Here is a 17,289-nt window from a genome sequence, read left to right as displayed (position 1 = left end):
CCAGGGCTGCGCGAAGATCGCCGAGGGTGGCGGTCGGTCACTCTAGGTGGCTAGGAATTGGAGTGCCCGGTTGCGGTCTGCGGCGATGTGTTCGAGTGCTTCCTTGACTTTTTTGACGCCGTGGAGCCGAAGGAGGCCGAGAGCGAGATTGCGGAGGATGGCGAGGTTTCGTGGGCCGTTGCCGAGGTGAGCGCGGCAGGCGTCCTCTTGCCAGGCGGTGTCGCGGATGTAATGCACGCGGTTCTCTATTCCCCAGTGCAGGCGAACGTGGGTGTGGATTGCGGCTGGGGCGGCGCGGCCCCCGCGCAGGTTGGTGATGATGAAGGCGTACTCCCTGGTGAGACGGTTACCTTCGAGGTCGAATTCGTCACGGCGGATGACGGCGATCGTCCGAGCAAACGGGAAGCGGATGTCCTCGGCGGTGGTCGTCCAGGTGGTCCACCGCTTGATGCGCCCGTGTGAGCGTTCCTCTTCGTCGTGGCCCGGTGTTTGCTGGAGAAGAGGCAGGCAGCGCTCGAAGACCTGCCGGTAGAGGGTGGGCTGGTTCCTTTTGACGGTTAGGACGTAGTCGATACCGCGTTTGTGGAGCAGGATGGCGGTCCTGAACTGGGTGTGGGCGGCATCGGCGGTGGCGATGGTTCGTCCGCGCTTGTGTTTGAGGATCTTCACCAGGTTCTCGACCTGGGTGGTCTCGTTCGTGTCGTCGGGGACCTGGGTCTGGGCGACGACGACACCTTCTCCGTGGATCATGGCGGCGAACAGCTTGACCTGCTTGTTCCCGGTGGTCCAGGCGCCGCGCAGGACCTTGCCGTCCAGCGAGATCACCAGGTCTCCGTCGTGGTCACGTGTCGCGCATTCGTGCAGCCAGACGCCGACGAGGAGGTCCAGCAGGTCCGCGTCGACATTCGTGAGGACCTCCCGGATAGTGGACTCGCCCGGCGCCACGTATGCCGCGCGGAAGTAGTCGTAGGGTGCACCGATCTGTGCGAGCAGACGTTGTGGAAGGTCGCCTGACCGTCTGCCGATCTGGCGGTAGTTCGCGGCGCCAGCCAGTGTGGCGACGACCGCGACAGCGAGTACGAAATGGAGGTCGTACATCTTTCCGCGGGCCGCACGGAAATCTTTCACCTGACGCAGCATCTCGAGAAGTCGACTGGCTTTGTTCTCGCCGGCCTGGTCATGGCCGCTCGACAGAGCGGCGCCGGTCTGGCATGATGGCATGCGGTGGCCTTCTGGTCAGGGGTTCTGTTTGGTGGAACTTTCATTATCCCGAACAGGAGGCCACTTCTGTAACAACGACAGGCCAGGTTTCAGATAATTCGGCGGCCAAGGCTCGCCAATCGCGGTCCAGCAGATTTCCCGGGTCGGCACACGGCATGCCCGGCTCGATCTACTGAGGCGAATCTCGATCGAAGTGCGCGGGGATAGGACTGACGCGCGCTATCCCGTCTACCGCATCCGGATGCTTCCGCGAGGCAGCTACGTGACGTAGCCAATCATAACTCTGGGCGACCTTCGCGCAGCCCTGACCTGGGGCCGGGGGGCGGCGTTTGGCCTACCTGGGCTGGTATGACGATTCAAGGTCCTCGGTCATCCAGGCCAGATCGCTGGGCCGGACGTGGAGATGGTCCGCTATCTCCTGGTGCGTTCGACCCGCCTCGATGGCCTGGAGGATCGCCTGACCGCGCGTCGTCCGGAGATCCTTCGATCCGGGGGCACCGTTCCAGAGCAGGTCATTCGCGGTGACGGCCCGCAGCACCGGGTCGTCGATAGCGGTCAAACTGGGAATGGGAGCCACGGCCGTATGGTCGCGGTGGGATGAACAGACGGCAAGCGGAATGTGGCAATTTGCTGTCCGCTGGCAGTCGCGGCCGTGTGGTGTGCGCGGCCGTGGCGGGGCGAGGCGTCCCAGCGAGAGGCGGTACGCGGCGCTGCCGCGCAAGGGCACGCTGGCCCGCGGTCTGCCGGGTTCCCGGGCGCCGGGAAGGTCAAGGATGAACCCAAACGACCGACCCGGCTCGAACCCGCGGAGAAAATCCGCGATAGACGATCTTCATGGCCTCACTGCGCCCGGGAGCCAGATGACGGTGACGCGGAGATTGACAGAGCACCCCTGGACCGGACCATTCACCGCCACCCACCGGCCACCACCAGCTCGGACCGCCTAGAGGATGTCTGACACCCCACAGGTTGCGACACCCCAGAGCGGCCGAGGGATGTCGCTGCGTCGGCCTCACTCTCGGCCGTGTTTCGTCGGGGTTCCGTTCCGACGTCTGACTGCTCGCAGGCTTTCCGACCCCCGGGGGGTCGGAAAGCCTGCGTGTCTGTCGTGATCCGGTGCGGCCACCAGCCACTGGGCACGACGCTTGGGTGGGCACGGCAGGCTGGCCAGCACGATCACCTCTGCCGGGAACCGGAACCCGGCGAACTCGGAAGCCAGAACCACGGGACGGACAGGACGACCCACCAGTCGATCATTCCTGAGCGGCTGGCCCGACCGCTGCGCCCCACCAACGCAACAGAGCCCTCGGTGGGCGTCGTATCGGGCCGGCAAAAAGTCTTGCTCTCCGCGCCCGCGGCGGTGTCCACCGGCGTGCAGCCGATCATGGAGCGGCCGCACGCCCCCGAGTCCCTCGACCTCGACCGCGGCGACACCCGCCCCCCTCCGCGTCTAGGCCGTTTCGCCGAGCAGCGCCCGGGCGAGCAGCGTGGCCGTGGTGCTCCGCCAGCGTTCCGGCGACCAGCCGAGGGTGCCCGTGGCGACGATGTAGTTCTCGGCGCTGGTGATCAGGAAGGCGAGATCGGCGGCGTCCTCGACGGTGAGCCCCGGGCGGAGCGCCGCGCGGTCGGCGAGCAGGCCGGCGAGAGCGCGGAACGCGGCGCGGCGCTGGCCCTCGTTCACGTCCCACTGCGCCGCGAGGTCGGGATCGGCGCCGACGGTGCCGCGGACGACGGCGAGCAGCGGCGCCACCCGCCCCATGATCTCGCGGCCGCCGTTCGTCCAGAGCTCGATCACCCGGACCGGGTCGGGCTCGGCGGCCAGCTCCTCGAGCCACGGCCGGTCGAGGAGCGCGACCGGCTCGTCGTCGCCGACGGCGGCCACATCGAGCGCTTCCTTGAGCAGCGTCGCCTTGTTCCCGAAGTGGAAGTAGACGGTCTGCACGGCGACGCCCGCGCGCGCCCCGACCTGGTCGAGCGTCGTCGTGCCGTAGCCCTGGTCGAGGAACAGGTCCGCCGCCGCGGCGACGATCCGCCGCCTGGTCAGCCTGGTCTTCTCGGCCCGACTCGGCCTGTCGTTGACGGGACCACTCACTCGCTAGAGATTACTCTAGTGAATTGCTAGAGTCGACTCTAGTCAAAGGAGGGGCCATGCCCGACCTAGCACCGATCCACCACGTGAAGATCCCGGTCAGCGACGTCCGCGCCAGCAGCGAGTGGTACCTGCGGGTGCTCGGACTGGAGGTGGCGATCGAGTTCACCGAGGACGGCGAGCTCCGTGGCGTCGCCCTGGGGGCTCCAGACGGCACCACCCAGATCGCGCTCCGGCACGACCCCGAGCGCGCCGCCGCCCTCGCCGGCTTCGACCTCGTCGCGCTCGGCGTCCCGACCCGGGACGGCGTCCAGGCCTGGGCCGACCACCTGGCCGCCATCGACCAGGAGCACGGCGGCCTCGTCACCGGCCACCACGGCGGCACCGTCCTCGTCGGCCTCCACGACCCCGACGGCATAGAAATCCGTCTCTACGCCAACTGACCGATCACAGACCGAGAAGGAGAATCTCCATGCGACACACCGACTCCGGCGGCGACGGCGAGCCGCTCGTCCTGATCCACGCAGCAGTCTTCGCCGACTGGTTCGTCCCGTTCGAGCGCGAGCCGGCCGTCGCCGGCCTGCGCCGGATCCGCGTCACCCGCACCGGGTACTCGGACCCCGCACCCGCCGAGCCGCTGTCGGTGGCCGACCACGCCGCCGAGTGCGCGGATCTGTTGCGCCGCCTCGGGACCCGGCGGGCCCGGGTGCTCGCGCACTCCTCCGGCTGCGTGGTCGCGCTGCAGCTGGCGCTCGACCACCCGGAGCTGGTCAGCGAGCTCGTCCTGGTCGAGCCGCCGCTGATCGACCCGCTCCTGCCGCCGCGGGACCGGGCGACGGTCGCCGCCGCGATCGGCCCTGCCCTGGGCGCGGCGATGGGCGCCGCCGCCCAGGGCGACCTGCGCACCGCCTTCGACACCTTCCTGGCGGCGGTGTGCGGACCGGAGCACCGGTCCGTGATCGAGTCCGCCCTCGGCCGAGCCGGCCTGGAACGCGCCGAACGCGACTGCGGCTACTGCTTCGCCGGCGAGGTGCCCGCGCTCGCCGCGTGGCACTTCGACGAGGAGCTGGCGCGCCGGATCGAGCAGCCGGTCCATCTCGTCGCCGGCGGCGAGAGCCCACCCTTCACCCATCGCCTCATCGACCACCTCGCCACGATGTTGCCCGACACCCGCACCACCGTCGTCCCCGGCGAGAACCACCTGCTCCCCCTTCGCGCCCCTGCCGCCCTCGCCACCCTCCTCCCCACCCCGACCCCTGCCCCCTAACCGCTCCGACCGTGCGGCGCGCGTTCCCTCGACTCAGATCTGGTGCGCCGTCCCTCCCGTGCTGCTCTCGCCGCGGGAGGGACAGCGCACCACCCGACGCGTCGACCAGAACCAGGACCGTGAACACGCGATGCCCGCGCGGCCGTGACCAGCACCACCGCACCCACCACCGCACCCACCGCCGCGCCGCCCGGCCGCCGCTGTCGCCCTGCCTGAGGAGAACCCGCCATGGCCCGATTCCTGTTCGCCACGGTTCCCGCCGTCGGCCACACCCTGCCCGCACTACCCATCGCCCGCGCCCTGATCGAACGCGGCCACACCGTGCGCTGGTACACCGGCGTCGCCTTCGCCGACAAGATCACCGCTGTCGGTGCGAGTTTCCACCCGATCACCGATCCCGGCTTCGACTACAGCCTGGACGGGCTCGACCAGCGCTACCCGCGGCGCCGGGAGCTGTCCGGGCTGAAGAAGCTGCAGTTCGACATGGTGCAGGGGTTCTCGAGACCGGTGCCGAGCCAGGTTCGGGACCTGCGGGCACTGTTGCGGGAGGAGCCGGCTGATGCCGTGATCGCCGACACCGGGTTCATCGGCGGGGTGTTCCTGCGGGAGCTGGGCGGACCGCCGCTGGCCGGGTTCGGCGTGAGCGTGCTGCCCTTCACCAACAGGGACCTCGCGCCCCTCGGCATGGGTCTGGCGCCGGCCCGCGGCCCGCTCGGCCGGCTGCGCAACCGGGCGCTGGCCAGCTCCATCCGACGGCTGCTGCTTCGCCCGGTAACCGCCGAGCTCAACCGGACCCGGCGGATGCTCGGCCTGCCCGCGTCGTCCGCCGCGATCTTCGACTATCCGCTGGCCACCCAGCTCTACCTGCAGTTCAGCGCGCCAAGCTTCGAGTACGCCGTCCCCGACGTGCCCAGCCAGGTCGCCTTCGTCGGACCACCGCGGCAGCCGGTCGACCCCGGCTGGCAGCCGCCGGCCTGGTGGCCCGAGCTGTCAGGGCGGCGGGTCGTGCTCGTCAACCAGGGGACGGTCGCGACCGACGCCGACCAGCTGATCCGGCCCGCGCTGGCCGGGCTCGCGGGCGAGGACGTGCTCGTCGTCGCGGCCACCGGAGGCGGCGACCCGGCGGGGCTAGCGCCGCTGCCGGCGAATGCACGGGTGGAGCGGTTCATACCGTTCGACAGGCTGCTGCCGCACGTCGACGTGTTCGTCACCAACGGCGGCTACGGCGGTGTGCAGCTCGCGCTCTCGCACGGCGTCCCGATCGTCGGCGCAGGCAAGACCGAGGACAAGATCGAGGTCAACGCGCGGGTGGCCGCGGCCGGTGTCGGGGTGAACCTGCGCACACAGACCCCGGAGCTGGGCCAGATCCGCGCGGCCGTCGCGGCGGTACTCGCCGACTCCCGGTACGCCACCGCCGCGCGCCGGATGCAGGCCGAGATCACGAAGGCGGGACGCGAGATCCGCGCGGCCGAGCTGCTCGAACAGCTCGCCGGAGGGCCGGCGCTGGAGCGGCCCTGGACGGCCCAGGCCGGTGCCGAGGGCGAAGGCGGCCTGCACCACCGAGTAGGTGCCGCCGGCTGAGCGTCGCTCGGCAGGCATCCCCCTCCTCCGGCAGCGGTTCCTCGACCGGCCTTGGGCCCGGGGCTACCCGGCGGGTCGAGGCGCGATGCCTGAGGCTCGGCGGTCATGCCGCCTTCGCGGCCCTGCGGGCGCGGCGGGTGGCCCGGGCAGAGCGGACCAGGTAGGCCGGCGTCGGCGGTACCCAACCCAGCTGGGCGGCGGTGCCCAGGTCATCGGCCGGCCAGGGGCCGCGCTATGTCGTCTCTGGGCGGAACGGTCGTGACCACTCGGCGAATCGCGGCGTCGCGGTCAAGCGACGCGATGATCTCGGTGTACTGCTTCTGGAGCGCGGCCAGCAAGTCGAGGTTCGCTGAGGGCGGATGCGTCTTTCCGTTGCTGAGCACGCCCGACCTCCGTCCGGTTCCGAGCACCTCCGAGTTCGGACGCCCAGCAAGGCCGACCTACCGCAGGACAGCCCCGAGTGAGCTGCACCGCGGCCGGGAAGGCGGCCGTCGGTAGCACCCGAAAAGTAGAGCGCCAACGCATTCCACGAAGAACGAGTCCCGGCTGGCCGACTCGGGGTGGTGCCAGGTGGGTAGGCAGCGGATGTGGTGGTGCTGGAGGTCGCCGAGGAACTGCGGCCGCTGCTGTACGGGTCCTGGCGACGGGCGCGGAAAGGCGGTCTGGTCGGCGGGCTGTCTCCGGATCCGGACGCCACGCTGGGGCACGTCGTGCAGTCGATCGGGGTACCGCTGACCGAGGTCGGAGCGCTGCGGCGGGCCGATGGTGCGGTCCTCGGCCAGTCCAGCCGGCCCGGGCCGGACGAGATCGTGCGGGTCGAGCCGCCGACGCGTCCCCAGCCGCTGGCCGAGCCACGGTTCGTCCTCGACGTACACCTGGGCGCGTTGGCCCGTCGGCTGCGGCTACTCGGCCTGGACGTGGCCTACCGTAACGACGCCGCCGATGACGAACTCGTCGCCCAGGCGATCCGAGAACGCCGGGTGCTGCTGACGCGGGACCGGGGCCTGCTGTTCCGGCGAAGCCTGCCGCGCGGCGCGTATGTCCGCGGCGACCGGCCCGACGACCAGGTACACGATGTCCTTGACCGATTCGCGCCGCCACTGGCGCCACTCACCCGCTGCGTCTCCTGCGGAGACGAACTGCGGTCAGTGCCGAGGGAAGCCGTCCTCGACAAGGTCGAGCCCGGCACCCGCCGCACCGCGGCCCACTTCACCCGCTGCGTCGCCTGCGGCCAGATCTACTGGCGCGGCGCCCACGCCCACCGCCTCGACGCGCTCATCGCCACGGCCAGCACGGGTCGACACCGGTAGCCGATACCGGGCGCTCGCGCGCGTCGCGCCCCCGGAAACCCCAGCCCACCGCTGGATGACCAGCTTGGTCAGGCTGCCGCGCCCAAGGCGCCGGTCTGGCACCGTGGGCTTACCGGGCTGCGGCGAGGGTGGGCAGCGGCCCGCGAGCCAGGTACGTCACGCTGTCAGGCACACCGCGTCGCGCCGTAGCGCCGTGCCTGTGTCAGAGGTTCCACACCCGGGCGGCCTTGCCCGCCACCATCAGTTCTCGCTCGTGCGCGGGGACGCCGGCCATTTGCTCCTCGACAATCTCGCGGGACCGCGGCCAGCTCGTGACCGGGTGGGGGTAGTCCGTCGACCATAGGATGTTCTCAACCCCGAGGCGGTGGCGCAGCAGGTGGACCGCGTCCGCCTCCTCGATGAACGTCAGGCTGACCTGTCGGTGGAAGTACTCGCTCGGCAGCCCGTTGATGGCGGGGAAGTCGTAACCCTGCCGCTTGACCATGTTGTCCACGGCCGACAGCCACCAGGCGACCCAGCCGAGGCCGGGCTCGACGAACACCACGCGCAGGCCGGGGTGTCGCTCGAGGACACCACCCATGATCCACATCCCGAGCGCCTCGGAGGCGGACAGGGCGGCGAGCGGCACCATCACGCCCTTCTGCGGCGTCGGGTCGCGCCGGACCAGGTCGTCCAGGTTCGTGTTGAGGCCGGTGTGGCAGCACACGGGCAGGCCGGTGTCCTCGATCGCGCGGAACAGCGGCGCGTACCGGTCGTCGGGGTATTCCGGCAGACCGAACTCGTTGGGGAACACCGGCAGCTGCAGCGACTTCGCGCCGAGCACGGCGACGCGACGCACCTCGGCGACGGCGGCCTCGATGTCGTGGATGGGGATCTGGTAGGAGATCACCAGCCGTTTCGGGTCCGCGCTGGCGTAGTCGCGCAGCACCTCGTTGAACGCGTAGGTCGCCTCGGCCGCGCCCTCCTTCAGGTCCCCGATGTAGCGGAAGGCGCTGACCTCGGAGTAGACGACCTCCGCGTCGACACCGTCGGTGTCCATGTCGGCCAGGCGGGCGGCGCCGTCGCCGTAGCCGGGACGGGTGAACACCGCGTTCTTTCCGCCGACCGCGCCGTCCGTGTAATGGCGGGCCGGCTCTACGCTCTTGTCGATGTTGAAATATTTCGGGCCTGTCGGAGCAGTTACTCGGCGAGCGATGAAAGGGAGAACCGAAAGCTTCGGGACGGCGAACATCATGCCTTACCCCGGTGAGGCAATGATCGTTCCAAGGACGATCAATCAGGTTGGGAAGTGCACGCTGGGGGTGTGAGCGAGGCGTCTTGGGTCGGGGAAGCCGAGGCTGGTGTAGCCGGGGGCGCGTTTGGTGAGTGATGCGGCGAGTACAGCGGTCAGTTCGTCGTGGTAGTCGTGGACTTCGGCGGTGGTCTTGCCGTCGTGGGGGCGCAGGATGCGGCCGGTGTACTGGACGAGGCGTCCCTTGTAGGAGACGGGCGCGGCGAGGAACAGGGTGTCCAGGGCGGGGCAGTCGAATCCTTCGCCGGCGTAGGGGCCGGTGGCGACGGCGAGCAGGGGCGGACCGCCGGGTTGTGGCGTCAGGCGAGCGAGCGCGGCCGTCCTGTCTTTGGCACCCATGCCGCCGCGGAGCACGACAGGGTCGTGGCCCATGTCGCGCAGCGCGTCGGCGATTTTCTGTAGATGTGCGGTCCAGGTGGTGAGGACCAGGCAGTTTCTGCCTTGAGCCAGGGCGGCGGCGACATCCGCGGTGACTTGGCGGATGCGCTGGCTGTTCGCGATCAGGTCTTTGTAGATCTCGGCCATCCCGCCCGGGGCGGTCGGGTCGGCGTCGCCCGCGTAGCGGTAGCCGGTGGGGTGGACATGCAGCACAGGTGTTGGCCGTCCGTCGGGGGCGCTGCCGGGCAGCATGGGGATGCCATCGGCGGGCTCGTGGGGGCCGGTGATGGTGTGGCGGACCGGGCCGACGTGCAGGGTGATGAGGTCGTCGAGCTTGTCACGCCGGTATGGGGTGGCAGTCAGGCCGAGCCAGCGTCGGGCCGGGATTTGCTTGACCGCGTGGGTGAAGGCTGCGGCCGGAACGTGGTGGCACTCGTCAGCGACGACGAGGCCGTAGCCAGCGGTCAGTTCGGCGATGTCCTCGCGGCGGGCGAGGGTTTGCAGAGTAAGGATGTCGACGGTCCCGCGCAGTTTGGCGCGGCCGCCACCGAGCTGTCCTGCCTTGATCCCCAGGAACTCGGCGATCCGGGTCCGCCATTGGTCCGCGAGTGCCTTGCGGTCCACCAGGACCAGGGTCGGTGTCTGGTGAGCGGCGATGACCGCGCAGGCCATCACGGTCTTGCCGGAGCCCGGCGGCGCGACCAGGACGCCGAGGTCGTGTTCGGTCAGCTTCGTGAGGGCTTCGTGTTGTACGGCGGTGAGTGTGGCGGTGCAGGTAAATGCGTGTGCGATGCCAGTGACCCGTTCGTCGGTGACGTCCAGCCGGCTGCCGGCCTGCTCGGTGAGCGAAGCGACGGTGGGGAGCATGCCGCGCGGCAGGATCAGGCCGCCGTCGAGGGTCTCGTCGTAGCTGTGCAGGAACCGGGGGATGCCGTAGGTGGAAGCGCGCATTCGCTGCCGTTCCTGGAACAACGGATTGTGCATGGAGGCAGCGTGCCGCAGCGTCGCGGCCAGGCCCGGGGTCAGCTCCGACTGCTCGACCCGGATGCCAGCTCCGAGCCGGGCGTGGAGGACAGCGGCGACGGCGGGCCGGGTCACGGTTGAGGTGGGGGAAGCGAGCGTGGTGGCCTCGGCGGCCACGGCGACCCGTCCGACGCGGTCGACGGCACGTCTGAGTTCCTGCGGGGTCATCCGGCCGAGCGTGGACAGGTAGGCCCACTGGTCGGCATGCGGCTCCAGGATGGCCAGGTCCAGGAAGACGGTTGCGCCGTTCTGTCGGGCAGGTTTGAACAGCGGCGCAGCGATCAGGTTTCCCATGCCCCCTGTCGGGAGCATGTCCTGTGACGGGAACAGCCGGTCGTAGCTGGCCAGGCTCAGCCGGCCGCGTAGCGCCATCGCCTCCCGCAACAGTCCGCTACCCAGGCGGCGGGCCGTCTCGGCGGGGACCGGCGAGGTGAAGAACACCCACGCGTGCGCGCCCGTACCCGACCGGGACACCTCCAAGGCGACAGGGACCTGGAGGGCGCGGCCGGCCTTGATGTACATCAGCGCGTCGAACATCGCCTCGGGCCCGTCGAAGTCGGCGGCCAGCCACCAGCAGCGGTCACCGTCCAGCAGCGGGTACACGCCGACGTGCATCTCGCCTTTCAGATGGGCGGCCAGAACGTCGGCGGTAAGCGGAAGGTAGTCGCGGTCCTCGTGTCGGACGCCCTTGCGCCATCCTCCGCGCACCGCCGGGACCCAGCCCGACTTGCCAGTGCGGCGGTTGTCGAACCGGACCGCGTACACGTCCGTGCGGGCGGCGAACAGTGCCCCGAAAAACGCCACCTTCGCCGCGGGCGGGGAGCCGTTGTTCACCAGCCCTGGAGGTGCTTCGAAGAAGGCCGCCTGCGTGGGGCCGGGCGGGGCCGCCTGCTGCGGGGTGAGCTTCAGCAAGCGCAGTAGGCGAGTATTCTCGGCCCGCAACCGCGCCAGCTCAGCCTCGACCTCCGGTGGAAGCTCCGCCACAGTCACAAACTAGTCGTCCCCGCACGCGCGGGGATCTTCCAACGTGAGTACGCCGGTCCGCGATGGGTGCTCGCGGTCGTCCCCGCACGCGCGGGGATCTTCCCAGGGGTGAGGCAGACTCAGACATGGGTCTCCCGTCGTCCCCGCACGCGCGGGGATCTTCCGGGGCTCATGATCTGCGATCCGCTCAGGTCCCGGAACACCCGGTACAACTTCCCGTCGTATTCGCTCTACCCAGAGACCTGAGCTATCGCGGGACCCGTGCCTGCGGCGGGTGGCCGGGCAGGCCGTGCTCGGCGAGCGGGCCGAGGCGCAGGGCCGCGTCCGCGCACCGGCAGGCGAGCTCAGGCAGGGCGCCCAGCGCGCTGCGCCACGCGCCAGGTACGCCACCGCGGTCGCTGTCGTGCAGCAGGATCGTGGCGCCGCCGCGCAGGTCGGGCCCGACGGCGGCCAGGACGGACAGCGGCGTGGCGCCCGCCTCCCAGTCACGTCCACGCGCCGTCCAGAGCACCGGGGTCAGCTCGAGGCGGCGGGCGGCGGCGAGCACCGCGGCCGACAGGATGCCGTGGGGCGGCCGGACGAACCGGGGCGGGCGGCCGGTCGCCGCGGCGACCAGCTCGTGGGTGCGGGCAAGCTGGTCGTAGGTGGACAGCGGGCCACGCAGCAGCATCGGCTTGCGGTCCCAGCCGTGGATGGCCAGCTCGTGCCCGGCGGCGGCCATGTCGACGACGAGCCCCGGCGCGCGGCTGACCGCGTCGCCGAGGACGAAGAAGGTCGCGCGGATCTCGAGCTCCTCGAGGACCTCGAGGAAATGGGGCGTGGAACGCGGGTCCGGCCCGTCGTCGAAGGTCAGCGCCACATGGTCGGCGGCGCCGAACCCGGCAAGGGCGGGGGTGAGCCGGCCACGGACCCCGCGCAGCGCCGTCACCGCGGGCAGCCCGTAGCCCAGTCCCGCCACCACGGCGGCGCCCGCCACGGCCGGCCAGGAAACCACCGCGCCGACCGGCAGCCCCAGGACGCCGACGAGCGCCCGCCGCGCCGGGCCGCGCGGCCCGCCCGCGATGGTCACCGCCTCGCGAGACGCAGTCATCGGGTCGGTCACCGAATCGGCCACCATGTATCGCACTGTGCCATGGCTATCGCGAATAGCCCCTCATCTCACCACCCGGCGCGCCCAAAGCGACACGGCAGTCGCCCTTGCCGCACGGGGCGGCGACGAGCGCGGCGAGGATCAACCGCCCAGGCCGGCGGACGGCGATGGCTGCCGGCGGCGCGGCGAGGTCAGACAGCGCTGGGCGCGTCGGCGACCTCGGCCTCGGTGGGCATGGACGGGCCGGCCCCGAACCGGCCGACCGCGAGGCCGGCGGCCGCGTTCGCCCGTTCGAGGGCCTCCGCCGGGGCCACTCCCGCGGCCAGCGACGCGCCGAGCGCCCCGCAGAAGCAGTCGCCCGCGCCGGTGGTGTCGACCACCGGCACCCGCCGGCCGGGCACGGCAAGCACCTCGCCGCCGATCCGCGCCAGCGCGCCGTCCGCTCCCAGGGTCACCACCACGTCGCCGAGCGGCGTGCCGTCCGGAGCGGCCAGCCGGTCGCCGGAGCGCAGCAGTTCCTCGACCCCCCGCGCGGCGCCGCCCACGCCCGTTCCGATGCCCACCAACTGGGCGAACTCGGTCTCGTTGACGACCAGAACGTCCACGGCGGCGAGCAGCTCCCGGCTCGGCACGCGAAACGGCGCCAGATTGAGAATCGTCGTCGCGCCGGCGGCGCGGGCGGCGCGCGCCGCCGACTCGTTGGTCTCGGCCGGGATCTCGCCCTGCAGCAGCACGACGTCACTCGGGCGGATCGCCGCGTCGGTCACTCTCGTCGGGCTCACAGCCGCGTTGGCGCCGGCGACCACGATGACGGTGTTCTCGCCATCGTCGGCGACCGTGATCAGCGCGGTGCCCGATGGGCCGCGCTCGGTCCGGACCCACGCGGTGTCGATGCGTTCGGCGTCGAGGAAGCCGGATAGCACGGTCCCGAAGCCGTCGGCGCCGACCGCGCCGACGAGCACCGTCGGGGCGCCGAGCCGGCGGGCGGCCACGGCCTGGTTGGCGCCTTTGCCGCCGGGCACCTGGTGCACCGAGCCGCCGGCGAGTGTCTCGCCGGGCGCCGGCAGCCGAGGCACCGTCACCACCACGTCCATGTTGATGGAACCAATGACGACGACCCGCCCGCGCTCAGCCACGCCTCATCCTCGCCCGCCTGCCTGGCCGGGCACATGCGGTGGCCTTCACATGAGCCCAGCCCGTCCGGCCCACGCGGCCGGGGTCGGGCACGGCGTGATCAGGCCGCGGTGGCGAGGTCGTGCAGCGCCGTGACCGTGCGCCAGTTGCGGGTGGTGGCCGTGACCGCGAGCCGGCGCTCGATCGCGGTGTTGTTGAGCTTGGTGCGCCCGTAGCCGTGCGGGCAGTGCAGGTAGACCTCCCGCCCGACGACGGCGACGTCCTCGCCCTCGGCCGTGAGCGCGGCGAGCCCGGCGACGCGGGCCTTGTCAGGCTGGTCCGCCAGGAACGTGACGTGCAGTTTGGTGGGGTCCGGCTCACGGTCAAGGAACGGGTTGCCGGCGGCCAACGCGGCAAGTTCGTCCCGGTTGCGCAGCAGGACCGTGGTGCGCACGCCGATCTCCCGGTCGATGCGGGCCTCGATGTCCGCCGCTAGCGCCGACCGGGGTGCCTCGGTGCCGAACAGCACGTTGCCGGTCCGCAGATAGGTCGAGATCCCCGCATACCCGAGTCCGGAGAAGATGGCGTGCAGGTCAGCCATGCCGACCTTGACGCCGCCAACATTGATCCCGCGCAGCAGCGCCGCGTAGGTGGTCACCAGCCTCCTTCCGGCCCCCCACGCGGCACTCTACGAGCACGAGGCACCCGCTCTCGGCTAGTTCACCGATCCGACAGAATCCGCGCGGACCCCCTAGCGCCGAGGCGCAGCCGCCGAAGCCGCCCCGGCGGCCCGGCCGGTGGGCTCGCCCGCGCTGGCCGGGCCGGCAGGGCTTCCCGGGCCCGCGGACCGCCTCGAGCCGGTGCCAGCCGACGCCGAACCCGCCTCGCCCACCGCGGCACCGCCCGGCGCCGGGGTGACGCCCCGCGCCGCGCCCGAACTGTTCCGCGCAGCCCCCGGGGCCGCACCGGTCGCGCTCGCCGCCTTGGTCACTCCGGCCGCCTTGGTCGCTGTGGTCGCCTTCGTTGCCTTGGTCACGCCGGCCGCCCTGGTCACTTTGGCGGCGCCAGCAACCCCAGTCCCCTTGACGGCGCCAGTCACACCGTTCCCCTTGGTGGCACTGGTCCCCTTGGCGGCGCTGGCCGCGCGACTCCCCTTGACGGCACTCGCCGCGCCGGTTGCCCCACTCCCCTTGACGGTGTCAGTAGCACCGCTTCCCTTGGCGGCACTCGCCGCGTCACTCGCCTTGACGGCGGCGGCTCGTTCGGTGTCCTGGCGCGCGGCGGCCGCCGGGGCCGAACTTGCCGTGGTTACGGCGGCGGTCGCGGGAACCGCCGCGGCCGCGGCGGCCCTGGCGGCCACCGGCGTCCGGAGTGCCGGCGGCTGGCGCGCCTTCCCGCGCGCCGCGGCCGCCGGCGTCGCATCCGACCTGGGCGACGGAATCTCGGCCGACGTCGCATTTCCGGACCGGCCGGCTCCAGCCGCCGACGTGCCGGCCGTGGCGCCTCGTGCCCTGGCCGCGCCGGTCCTAGCCGCGCTGGTCTGGGTTGTGCTCGCTCCCGTGGCCCTCGTCGCGGCCGAGCCAGTCCCCGCGGCGCTCTTCGTCCTGGCCGTTCCCGTCCCGGTCGCACTCTTCCCAGCCGCGCTCTTCCGGGCGGCGCTCGCCGCGGCGGCGCCATGGGTGAGCGTGCCTCGGGCCGCGGCGTCGCCGCTCGCCGCCACGCGAGGACGGGGCACCCCGCCGGCCCGGCCGCGGCTCCCGTCCAGCATGCGCTGGACCGCGAGATCGGCGAACGCCGCGATCGTCAACGCTGGGCCCACGCCAAGCGGCCCGGGCAGCGCGGCGCCGTCCAGGACGTACAGGCCGGGGTGATCGAAGACCTGGCCAAGCCCGTCGACGACGCCGTCGCGCGGGTTGTCTCCCATCGGGGCACCGCCGAGCGGGTGCGCGGTGACCCGACGGCGCGGCGTGGCCAGCGGGTGCGACTCGAGCCGGCCGCCGAGGCCGTCGGCCAGCCGCGCCATCGCCGCGCGCATCCGCTCGGCGTCCACATCCCGGTCCGCGCCCGCGCGTTCGAGGCCGAGCCGGTCGCCGTCCAGCCGCAGCACTCCGTCGGCCGCGGGCCGGCCCATGGCGAGCAGGGGCAGGACGGCTTCCCCGTCCGCGCCGGCCTCGGCGAGCCGGGACAGCTGTCCGCGCAGGTCGTCCGGTCCACCGCGCAGCCGCTCGGCGGCCCAGTCTCGGGCGAGCCGCAGTGGATGGACCAGGCTGCCCCGCAGGCCACCGCCACCGCCACCTCGGCCGGCGGCGGCCCGGTGGCCCGCCAGTAGCCAGGATACGAACGTGGGTACGCCGGCGTCCTGGATGTGGAAGCCGGGCTCGCCGTCGGGCCCGTCCGGCACCGCCACGGCCGAGGTGACCGTCGGGGCGGCGCCCAGCGGCCAGAGAGAGCCATCCTCGCGGCGGGCGCCAGCCACCAGCCCGAGCGCGTCGCCGTTGCCGCTGAAGCCGTGCCCGAGCATCGGGCTGAGCCCCGGCAGCGCGGCCCGGCTGCGTAGCAACAGGTAGGTGGAACCGAGCGCGCCCGCGGCCAACACGACCCGCGCGCAGCGCACCGTGCGCGCCGGCAGCATGGCCAGGTCACGCGACGTGCCGTCGACGGCGCCGTGGTGCTCGGCGTAGGTGACGACCCAGCCGCCGCCGTCGTCCGGCGCGATCGCCAACACCTCACAACGCGTGCGGATCTCCGCGCCGTGGTAGGCCGCCGCCGACAGGTAGGTGTGGTCCAGGCTGTTCTTGGCACCGTGGTTGCAGCCGAGGACGCAGTCGCCGGCGAGCTGGCAGGTCGCGCGGGCGCGGCCGTGCACGTTGCCGTAAGGGGCTTCGGGGAGCGCGAGCCCAGGCGCGGTGACGCCGAGGGCGGCGAAGCTGACCGCGAGCGCCGGCTGCCGCCATTCCAGCCCCATCCGCTCGGCCGCGGCGCGCAGCGCGGTGGTCCGCTCGGTGGCCTCGTAACCGGGGCGCCCGGCCGGGAATGGCGCCGCGCCGAGCATCTTCTCCACCGCGTCGTAGTGCGGTTCGAGGTCAGCGCGGCTGATCGGCCACGGCCGACCGGCGGCCGCCCGGCGGCGCGAGCCTGCGCCCGCCGACCCGCCGGCGCCGCGGGTCCGGCTCGCGGCTTCGGCGCCAGCGCGACCGCCGGTCGCGGCCCCCCCGCGGCTCGCCCGCGCGTCGGGTTGCACGAACCAGCGTTCGTCGGCGCGCATCAGCGCGTTCGCGAAGACCAGCGAGCCGCCGCCGAGCCCCGACGACACCACCGCGTCGAACCCGCCCAGCGACCAGATGTCGAACAGGCCGTGCCTGCCCTCGCCGGGGTTCCAGTACTCGCGGGCCACCTCGCGCGGCGTACGCGGGAAGGCGCCCGGCGGGTAGGCCCGGCCTCGTTCGAGCACCAGCACATCACGGCCGGCCTCGGCGAGCCGGAACGCGGTGACCGATCCACCGAAGCCCGACCCGACGACGACCGTCTCGACCTGCTCTGGCGCGGACTTGCGGACCATACGCCCTCGGACCCTTCGCTGCGACAATCGGTCACCATCAATTCGGCACGCACGGTAGTCGCCCGATTGCCATCTGTCGAAGAAGGGGAGGTACTGACTGGTCGCGTCCGCTTCCGGGCCACGCTGACATCGGCGGGTTCGAGGAGCGGGCGCCCACGACGGCGCTCCGGCGCCGCCCGTCCCAGGATGGTCAAGCTGGCGACAGAGCGTGACGCTGGGACGCATGGATACGCGCACGGCCAGCCGCGCACGGCCAGCATGGCGTGCCGGCGGCGCGGGACCGCCATGAGCCCGCGAGTCGCAGGAAGGCCCGTATCGTGCGCGCCAGACTTTCATCGATGTCGGCGGGGCTGGCCGCTACGGCCCAGAAACACCCGGAGCCG

The 17,289-nt window shown here is 72.0% G+C and carries 13 protein-coding genes; 4 read left to right on the top strand and 9 right to left on the bottom strand.

Annotation, left to right across the window (positions count from 1 at the left end; all coding sequences use genetic code 11):
* Window positions 1-42: 42 nt before the first annotated feature.
* Window positions 43-1,221, bottom strand: coding sequence for an ISAs1 family transposase (locus QOZ89_RS32400; protein ID WP_312623925.1), 1,179 nt, complete (start codon window positions 1,219-1,221; stop codon window positions 43-45).
* A gap of 1,450 nt (window positions 1,222-2,671) precedes the next feature.
* Entirely contained in the window at window positions 2,672-3,313 is a 642-nt protein-coding gene (locus QOZ89_RS32395) for a TetR/AcrR family transcriptional regulator (protein ID WP_071047363.1), read from the bottom strand.
* 56 nt (window positions 3,314-3,369) lie between these two features.
* On the opposite strand from QOZ89_RS32395, the gene QOZ89_RS32390 reads away from it, so the two are divergent.
* The 3 genes from QOZ89_RS32390 (at window position 3,370) to QOZ89_RS32380 (ending at window position 6,158) form a co-directional block, all read left to right on the top strand.
* The gene (locus QOZ89_RS32390) at window positions 3,370-3,753 is read left to right on the top strand and encodes a VOC family protein (RefSeq protein WP_071047364.1); all 384 of its coding nucleotides are present in this window, start codon (window positions 3,370-3,372) and stop codon (window positions 3,751-3,753) included.
* A 29-nt stretch (window positions 3,754-3,782) separates the two neighbouring features.
* Entirely contained in the window at window positions 3,783-4,577 is a 795-nt protein-coding gene (locus QOZ89_RS32385) for an alpha/beta fold hydrolase (RefSeq protein ID WP_071047365.1), read from the top strand.
* A gap of 228 nt (window positions 4,578-4,805) precedes the next feature.
* A complete protein-coding gene (locus tag QOZ89_RS32380) occupies window positions 4,806-6,158 on the top strand; it encodes a glycosyltransferase (protein WP_312627454.1) in 1,353 nt (450 codons plus the stop codon).
* Between the two features lie 209 nt (window positions 6,159-6,367).
* Here the strand turns inward: QOZ89_RS32380 and QOZ89_RS32375 are convergent, their stop codons facing one another.
* Window positions 6,368-6,541, bottom strand: a complete 174-nt coding sequence (locus QOZ89_RS32375; RefSeq protein WP_157910443.1) for a hypothetical protein — start codon at window positions 6,539-6,541, stop codon at window positions 6,368-6,370.
* Window positions 6,542-6,745: 204 nt separating this feature from the next.
* Here QOZ89_RS32375 and QOZ89_RS32370 point away from each other — a divergent pair, with 204 nt between their 5' ends.
* The gene (locus tag QOZ89_RS32370; protein WP_071047367.1) at window positions 6,746-7,468 is read left to right on the top strand and encodes a Mut7-C RNAse domain-containing protein; all 723 of its coding nucleotides are present in this window, start codon (window positions 6,746-6,748) and stop codon (window positions 7,466-7,468) included.
* A 202-nt stretch (window positions 7,469-7,670) separates the two neighbouring features.
* Here QOZ89_RS32370 and QOZ89_RS32365 read toward each other — a convergent pair whose 3' ends face one another.
* The 6 genes from QOZ89_RS32365 to QOZ89_RS32340 form a co-directional block, all read right to left on the bottom strand.
* Window positions 7,671-8,702, bottom strand: coding sequence for an amidohydrolase family protein (locus tag QOZ89_RS32365; RefSeq protein ID WP_071047368.1), 1,032 nt, complete (start codon window positions 8,700-8,702; stop codon window positions 7,671-7,673).
* 42 nt (window positions 8,703-8,744) lie between these two features.
* Window positions 8,745-11,150: a DEAD/DEAH box helicase gene (locus QOZ89_RS32360; RefSeq protein WP_071047369.1), complete on the bottom strand. Its 2,406-nt coding sequence runs from the start codon at window positions 11,148-11,150 to the stop codon at window positions 8,745-8,747.
* A 241-nt stretch (window positions 11,151-11,391) separates the two neighbouring features.
* Window positions 11,392-12,234 carry a polysaccharide deacetylase family protein gene (locus tag QOZ89_RS32355; RefSeq protein WP_241841557.1) on the bottom strand — a complete coding sequence of 281 codons (843 nt, stop codon included), beginning with the start codon at window positions 12,232-12,234 and terminating at the stop codon, window positions 11,392-11,394.
* A gap of 191 nt (window positions 12,235-12,425) precedes the next feature.
* Complete coding sequence (locus tag QOZ89_RS32350; RefSeq protein ID WP_083418251.1) at window positions 12,426-13,370, bottom strand: ribokinase; 945 nt, start codon at window positions 13,368-13,370, stop codon at window positions 12,426-12,428.
* Window positions 13,371-13,468: 98 nt separating this feature from the next.
* Entirely contained in the window at window positions 13,469-14,005 is a 537-nt protein-coding gene (locus QOZ89_RS32345; RefSeq protein ID WP_071047370.1) for a DUF1697 domain-containing protein, read from the bottom strand.
* 93 nt (window positions 14,006-14,098) lie between these two features.
* Window positions 14,099-16,906: a GMC oxidoreductase gene (locus tag QOZ89_RS32340; protein WP_312627447.1), complete on the bottom strand. Its 2,808-nt coding sequence runs from the start codon at window positions 16,904-16,906 to the stop codon at window positions 14,099-14,101.
* Between the last annotated feature and the right edge of the window lie 383 nt (window positions 16,907-17,289).

The organism is Pseudofrankia coriaricola (assembly GCF_032027725.1).
Lineage (GTDB): Bacteria > Actinomycetota > Actinomycetes > Frankiales > Frankiaceae > Pseudofrankia.
Note: the sequence above shows the minus strand (reverse complement) of the source record. Positions and strands in the feature narration are given on the sequence as shown.